4 protein-coding genes are annotated in these 3,064 nt (G+C 63.0%); all 4 read left to right on the top strand.

The genetic code is table 11. The features are described 5' to 3' along the window. Nucleotides 1-699: 1,2-phenylacetyl-CoA epoxidase subunit PaaA (gene paaA, locus RMN73_RS08655; protein WP_309602921.1), on the top strand; the 699-nt coding region annotated here is incomplete at its 5' end. Then, a complete protein-coding gene (gene paaB / locus RMN73_RS08650) occupies nt 696-998 on the top strand; it encodes a 1,2-phenylacetyl-CoA epoxidase subunit PaaB (protein ID WP_309602920.1) in 303 nt (100 codons plus the stop codon). The genes paaA and paaB, both read left to right, overlap by 4 nt. Then, nucleotides 998-1,840 carry a 1,2-phenylacetyl-CoA epoxidase subunit PaaC gene (gene paaC / locus RMN73_RS08645; protein ID WP_309602919.1) on the top strand — a complete coding sequence of 281 codons (843 nt, stop codon included), beginning with the start codon at nt 998-1,000 and terminating at the stop codon, nt 1,838-1,840. The genes paaB and paaC overlap by 1 nt, the downstream gene beginning before the upstream one ends. Nucleotides 1,841-1,846: 6 nt before the next feature. Next, complete coding sequence (gene paaE, locus RMN73_RS08640; RefSeq protein ID WP_309602918.1) at nt 1,847-2,920, top strand: 1,2-phenylacetyl-CoA epoxidase subunit PaaE; 1,074 nt, start codon at nt 1,847-1,849, stop codon at nt 2,918-2,920. Nucleotides 2,921-3,064 lie beyond the last annotated feature (144 nt).

Below are 3,064 nucleotides of genomic sequence, written 5' to 3'. Positions count from 1 at the left end.
TATCTCTATTGCGCTGCCGAAACGCTTGGCACCAGCCGCGAGCAGATGATCGACGCGCTTCACTCGGGCAAAGCCAAATATTCGACGATCTTCAATTATCCGACGCTCACCTGGGCGGACATTGGCGCGATCGGCTGGCTGGTCGATGGCGCGGCGATCATGAACCAGGTGCCGCTGCAGCGCGCCTCTTATGGACCCTATGCGCGGGCGATGGTCCGCGTGTGCAAGGAGGAAAGCTTCCACCAGCGCCAGGGTTACGAGATCATGATGGTGCTCGCCAATGGCACTCCCGAGCAAAAACGCATGGCGCAGGACGCGCTCAATCGCTGGTGGTGGCCGAGCCTAATGATGTTCGGCCCGCCCGACGACAACTCGCCCAATACCGAGCGCTCGATGCGATGGCGGATCAAGCGCGAGACCAATGACGAGCTCAGGCAGAAATGCGTCGATATTGGGGTTCCGCAGGCGGAATATCTCGGGCTGACAATCCCCGATCCCGACCTCAAGTGGAATGAGGCCAAGGGCGGCTACGACTTTGGCGCGATCGACTGGGAGGAATTTTACGCGGTGGTGCGCGGCGAAGGGCCGGTCGCCAAGGAGCGGATGAAGGATCGCCGCGATGCGTGGAACGACGGTGCCTGGGTGCGCGATGCTGCTGCTGCGTACGAGGCGAAGCGCGCTGCCCGGGTGGCGGCGTGAGTGACGCGGCGGGAGGCGGACAAGACTGGCCGTTATGGGAAGTCTTCATTCGGTCGAAAGGCGGCATGGCGCATCGCCACGTTGGCAGCGTTCACGCTCCTGACCCGAAGCTCGCGCTCGCCCATGCCCGCGATACCTATACCCGGCGGCAGGAAGGCGTCTCGCTGTGGATCGTGAAGTCGGACCAGATCATTGCCAGCGATCCGGCCGATAGCGGCCCCTTGTTCGAGCCGGCCGAAGACAAGGTCTATCGCCACCCGACCTTCTACGACATTCCCGATGTGGTGAAGCATATCTGATGCCCTCGCTTCCTGTGATCGACCCCAAGGATGTGCGCGATGCGAACAATGCGCCCGATGGCGGCGCGTTTGACGAGGGCGGGGGCGTGCCGGTCAAGGATCCGCTCGAGGATGCTTATTACGATTATCTCGTCCGGCTGGGGGATGATTCGCTCGTGCTTGGCCAGCGATTGTCCGAATGGTGCGGGCATGCGCCGGGGCTGGAGGTTGACCTCAGCCTCGCCAACCTCGCGCTCGACCTGATCGGGCAGGCGACGCATCTGCTCAATAAGGCCAATAATGACGATGGGGACGAACTGGCGTTCCACCGCGACGTGCTGGATTACAAGAATTGCTGGCTAGTAGAGCAACCCAATGGCGATTTCGGGCGGACGATCGCGCGGCAATTGTTGTTCTCGACGTACCAGCATCTGCTCTATCGCGAATTGTCGGACAGCCCCGATCCATTCCTGTCGGGATTGGCGTCGAAAGCGGTCAAGGAAGTGGCCTATCACCGCGAACTGGCCGCCGACTGGACGATCCGGCTGGGCGACGGGACCGAGGAGAGCGCAGTGCGGATGGCCGAGGGGCTCGACTGGTGCTGGCGCTTCATCCCCGAATTGTTCGAGGTCGATGAGGTGCTGCAGGAATTGATTGCGCGGCAGACGGTGCCCGACCCGCGCGGGTTCGAAAGCGAATATTGGACCGCGATCGAGGCGGTGCTGGCCGAGGCGAAACTTGAACTGCCCGGCGACCAACGGCCAATCCTGGGCGGACGGCGCGGGCATCATAGCGAGCATCTGGGGCATTTGCTGGCGGTGATGCAGCATATTCCGCGGACCTATCCCGGCGCTGCCTGGTAGGCGCTGGTGGCCGACCATTTTCATGTGCTGCGGGTGGCGGAAATCGTGCCCGAGACCGACGAGGCAATGTCGATCCGCTTCGAGGTGCCTGATGATCTGGCCGACGCATTCCGCTTCAAGGCAGGGCAGCATCTGACGCTCAAGGCCGAGATCGACGGCGAGGAAGTTAGGCGCAATTATTCATTATGCGTCGCGCCTGCCGAGGGGCTGGTCAAGGTCACCATCAAGCGGATCAAGGGCGGTGTATTCTCAAACTGGGTCGCGGAGACTTTGCGCGCCGGGGACGAGATTGAGGTGATGAGCCCGCATGGCTCTTTCACCGTCCCGTTCGATGCCGACGCAGCGCGGCGCTATGTCGGGATCGCCGGGGGTTCGGGGATTACCCCGATCATGTCGCTGATCCGCACCGCGCTGGGCGAGGAGCCGAACAGCCGCTTCACCTTATTCTACGGCAATCGCGACAGCCAGTCGGTGATCTTCCTCGAGGCGCTGGCTGATCTGAAGGATCGCTACATGGGGCGGCTCGAGCTGTTCCATTTCCTCGCCGAGGAAGAAGGCGAGATCGACCTGTTCAATGGCATGCTCGACGCGGCGCGGGTCGGCGATGCGATTCAGCGCCTCGTGGTCGAGCCGGACCACGTAGCGGCGTGGTTCATCTGCGGGCCGGGGCCGATGATGGATGCGGCGGAGAGCGTGCTGGTCGAACGCGGGATCGTACGCGAGCGGATCCATATAGAGCGGTTCACCGCCGGGCGGCCGTCCGAGGCGATGGTCGCACAACTGGCGGCGTTCCAGGAGCAGGCTGCGGGACAGGTTATCGCGGTGACGCTCGACGGGCGAACGCGGAAGATCAAATTCGATGGCAGTTCGATTCTCGACTCGGCGCGCAGCGCAGGGTTGGAGGCACCGTTCGCGTGCAAGGCGGGGGTGTGTGCGACGTGCCGGGCGAAGGTGCTTTCAGGCAAGGTCGAGATGGCGGCGCATTACGGCCTGACCGACGAGGAAATCGCCGATGGCTATATTTTGACGTGTCAATCGGTCCCGGCGGGGGACGGGGTGGCGGTGGATTATGATGCATGACGGCCTGCCGATCCTGCGCTAGGGTCGCGTCATGCTGACCACCACAAGCCACCGCCGCCTGGCCGATCTCGAACCCGTCAAAAGCGACAGCCTGCTTGCGCTGATCGCGCTCGCCAATGCCGACACCCGGCCGGAGAAGATCGA

Origin of the sequence: Sphingomonas sp. (assembly GCF_031372575.1) — a bacterium.
GTDB lineage: Bacteria > Pseudomonadota > Alphaproteobacteria > Sphingomonadales > Sphingomonadaceae > Sphingomicrobium.
Note: the sequence above shows the minus strand (reverse complement) of the source record. Positions and strands in the feature narration are given on the sequence as shown.